Genomic DNA, 3,870 nt, shown 5'->3' on the forward strand with positions numbered 1-3,870 from the left:
GCGTTGGATGAAGGAACAACAGCACCTGTGATGATGTTGTTACCGTACATCAAGGAACCTGCTACTGGTTCGCGGATGCCGTCGATGTCCACTGGAGGAGCAGCGATGAAGGCGATGATGTAGCAGATGGTGGCGCTCAGGAGTGTAGGAATCATCAAGACGCCGAACCAACCGATGTAAATCCGGTTGTCTGTGCTTGTGACCCACTCACAAAAGCGTTCCCAGACATTGGCGCTTTCGCGTTGCTGTAAGGTTGTTGTCATTTGTTTATGATTGCTTTATTTGGTTTTCAATGTTCGTGACGGCTTTGTGTTCCGCCATGTAAATAAACATAAAGCATATTCTAAGGTTTGTAAAGTATTTTAACAACAGATTAACTGATGAGAGTTATAAGATTGACTTATCAATATCAGGAATGGTGGATAAATGGGAAAGAATGGACAAAAAGTAGGGAAAGCCTGGAAGCGCGTCGCCTTCAGGCATAGAAATATTAGGATACAGACTTTTGCTGGCTGGGTATCATAATGAGAGCCCAATAGGGAACTTCAGCGGGTTCGACATCTGCGATCGCCCGAATTCGCTGATTCGGCATAGTTGCGCGTTCTATATACAAAGCTCGATCGAACTGTCCCAACTCAATCAGCACGTCCCGGACTTTCGCAAAATGCCGGCCCAGCTTAATAATCACAGCAGCATCAACAACCGCCAGTCGATCGCGCAAAACCTCAGCATCCAGCGTCGCAGGCATAATACTTAACACATCGTTACGATAAGTCAGCGGCACTCCCAACGCAGCCGCACTCGCCATTGTGGAAGAAATTCCTGGCACAACTTCAGTGGTAAATGTCCCCGACAAACGGTTAAATAGATACATAAACGAGCCGTAGAGAAAAGGTTCTCCCTCACATAGCACCGCCACATCCTGACCCTCGCTCAGATGTGCGGCAATTTTCTCGGCCGCAATATCATAATAAGGTTGAGACGATCGCGTCGGACTAAAAGGCAGCGGCATCGGAATCTCAATTTGCTCCGGGCGCAGATAATCAGCAACGATCGCCCGCGCCAGCACCTTACCATTTTCCATCGCCGGATAGGCAATCACTGGCACCGATTGCAAAATCCGATAAGCTTTCAATGTGATCAATTCTGGATCGCCAGGGCCAATACCCAAACCGTACAATTTACCATTTGCCTTAGTCATAATTCATCCTTTTTCGCTAACGCATTCACGGCCGCCGTTGCCATTGCACTGCCACCGCGCCGCCCGTGCAACGTAATAAATGGCACTCCTCGACTGTTAGCGGCGAGTTCCGCTTTGGATTCGGCGGCCCCGACAAATCCTACCGGGAAACCCAGAATTAAAGCCGGTTTGGGTGCTCCGGCATCAAGCATTTCCAGGAGTCGAAACAAAGCAGTCGGGGCATTGCCAATTGCCACAACCGCACCCTGCAAGTTGTCCAGCCATAAATCCAGGGCCGCAGCCGATCGAGTATTTCCGATTTGCCGCGCCAACTCCGGGATTTCGGAATGCCAGAGGGTGCAAATCACCGGATTGTCAGCGGGAAGGCGTTTGCGAGTGATGCCTTCGGCCACCATCCGGGCATCGCACAGAATCGGCGCGCCTGCGGCGAGGGCTTGGCGTCCGCAGGTGGCTGCACCGGGGGAAGCGGCTAAATCTGTAACAATATCAGTCATGCCACAACTGTGAATTAGTCGCACGGCTACCGATTCTAAATCGGGCGGCAAGCTTGACAAATCTGCTTCGGCTCGAATTGTGGCGAAGGATTTGGTGTAGATTTCTGTTCCGTCTCGAATGTAGTCAATCATTGTTTAAAACTGCTATGGGAAGTTTGTGGGATTTGTGAAATAGATTTTTTGAATGAACCGCGAAGATGGAAAGGAAGCGAAGGAAGAAACATCAAGAGAGATAGAAAGAGAAATGCTTAAAATTTGTCTGTTTCTATAGGATATTTTTTCACTTTCAATTCCGATTTTCGGTGGTGAACAACTCCTGCAATTGGTCGATCGCCTGCCGATCCACAAACTTACCAAATGACTCCAAAGGCTCTCGAAACCGCTGATATACCTGCAACATTCGCTTGATCGCACCGGGCATCTCGATCGCACTCACCGCCGGAAAAATTGGTCGGCCGAAGGGCAAATCTTTTCTACCCGCATAAATGTCGTAACCTTCGATCGTCTCGTGTCCTCGCTCAATCTGAATTCCTACCAGCATGATATCAATTGGCTGGTGCTGGGCGCAGGACTTTTGGCAACCGCTGAAATGAATGTTAATCGGCTGGTCGATCGTCAATTTTTGCGCTAAATCCCTCGCCATTGCTAGGGCGTGACTTTGAGTATCTGTCGCCGCCGACGCACAGCCGCTGCTGCCGGCACAAGCCACCAAGCACGAATCTAGGTGAGTCGCCGACGAGTGCAATCCCAAATCGGCGATTTGCTGTTCGATCTCAAAAAGCTGGGAGTTGGGGATATCAGAAATCAACAGATTTTGCCACGGCGTAAGTCTCAGGGTACCGCTGGCTAGATTTTGGGCTAAATTTGCCAAATTCCGCAGTTGCTTTGATTCTAGCCTACCGAGAGGCAGCGCAATTCCTATGTAGGATAAATCCGACTGTCGCTGAGGGTGGATGCCGAGATGTCGGTGATTGGGGAGGGATTTTTCAGATAAGTCGATCAATCGGGCGGGCAAGATGCCCACCCCACAAGGAAATTCACTCTTTGTGGAACAGGCATCTTGGCTGTTTTTAGGAAATGTGCAAGATGTGAATTGCCCTAAAAATGGTAAATTCTGCTGTACCCTTTCTAGATAACTTTCAGCGCCCCAATCTGCCAGCAGGTGACGCAAACGCGGTTTTTTGCCATCAATTCGAGGTCGATTTTTTGTGTATTCAAGATAGGTGCTAGCGAGGGCGGCTAATACTGAAATACATTGCGATTCTTGGATTAAAATTCCTGTATCACCCTTTAAATACAGCCGAAAAAGGATTTCTGATTGGGTTGAACGCCCTTCAGCAGCTAATAAAATATCGTTGCGTAAATCGCCGATCGAAACCGATTCCCCGCCGTCGAAGCCAATACTGAACTTAGGCGAAAGTTCCGACAATTCGGGATGCGTTTGGAGGTAATCATCCCAAGCTTTCACTAGCGGGCGAGTATCCACTAACTGCTGGCGATCGATCCCGGCTGTCGGGCTTGCCATAATATTGCGAATCGGGTCAACTTCAACGCGGCGAGACGCTATCCCCAATTCCTGCAAGCGGTTCCAGACTTCCGGGGCAATTTCCGAGTTCACTTCTCGGATTTGCAAATTTGCCCGATTTGTCACTTGCAAACAGCCGGTACTGTATTGATCAGCCACATCGGCGATCGTCCGACACTGCTGCGCGTTTAAAATTCCCCCCGGAATCCGCATTCTCGATAAAACTCCGTCTCGGGCTTGGGAACCGTAAAATAAACCCGGACAAGTCGGCAAATCAGTCAAAGCTAACAAATAATCTCCTCCCCGTGCGACGCAGGGAATCCAAAAGTAAACGCCCACAAAGCGCCCCCGAAATCGGCATTCTGACTTTTACAGTTGCGGCACAGCGCCGGAATTGCACCGGACTTTCCCGCTTTCAGGTTTTAGAAAGGTATCACGAGCTGACCCACAGAAAGCAAAACCCTCAACTTTCTTAACAAAACCCTAGCGATGGCGTCGGGCCCCGCAAGCTACGCCCCTGTCTCTCCTTACATCAGCTTTCCTAATAACCCTCATCAGTTAAACTGTCGCTACACCCCTTTACAAACGTTAACAACACCGTTAATAATAGAAACATCATCCGAACATTGACAACCAAATACAGCAATCAT

General features: G+C 49.2%; 3 protein-coding genes, 1 pseudogene and 1 riboswitch. All 4 genes and pseudogenes read right to left on the reverse strand.

Annotation, left to right across the window (positions count from 1 at the left end; translation table 11 throughout):
* Window positions 1–263: pseudogene (locus QUB37_RS29195) on the reverse strand (photosystem II q(b) protein); the annotation flags it as partial.
* A gap of 227 nt (window positions 264–490) precedes the next feature.
* Entirely contained in the window at window positions 491–1,201 is a 711-nt protein-coding gene (locus QUB37_RS29200) for a precorrin-2 C(20)-methyltransferase (RefSeq protein WP_333168694.1), read from the reverse strand.
* Window positions 1,198–1,827 carry a precorrin-8X methylmutase gene (locus QUB37_RS29205; RefSeq protein ID WP_333168695.1) on the reverse strand — a complete coding sequence of 210 codons (630 nt, stop codon included), beginning with the start codon at window positions 1,825–1,827 and terminating at the stop codon, window positions 1,198–1,200. Before QUB37_RS29205 ends, QUB37_RS29200 begins: the two co-directional genes overlap by 4 nt.
* Before the next feature lie 154 nt (window positions 1,828–1,981).
* Window positions 1,982–3,559: a precorrin-3B synthase gene (gene cobG / locus QUB37_RS29210; protein WP_333168697.1), complete on the reverse strand. Its 1,578-nt coding sequence runs from the start codon at window positions 3,557–3,559 to the stop codon at window positions 1,982–1,984.
* An 8-nt stretch (window positions 3,560–3,567) separates the two neighbouring features.
* A riboswitch (adenosylcobalamin-variant (AdoCbl-variant) riboswitch) is annotated at window positions 3,568–3,647 on the reverse strand.
* Between the last annotated feature and the right edge of the window lie 223 nt (window positions 3,648–3,870).

Origin of the sequence: Microcoleus sp. AT3-A2 (assembly GCF_036705685.1) — a bacterium.
Classification (GTDB): domain Bacteria; phylum Cyanobacteriota; class Cyanobacteriia; order Cyanobacteriales; family Microcoleaceae; genus Microcoleus.

Bases quoted from the DNA above. Each gene is read 5' to 3' on its own strand.
- QUB37_RS29200 (WP_333168694.1), bottom strand. From the start codon at position 1,201: ATGACTAAGGCAAATGGTAAATTGTACGGTTTGGGTATTGGCCCTGGC.
- QUB37_RS29205 (WP_333168695.1), bottom strand. From the start codon at position 1,827: ATGATTGACTACATTCGAGACGGAACAGAAATCTACACCAAATCCTTC.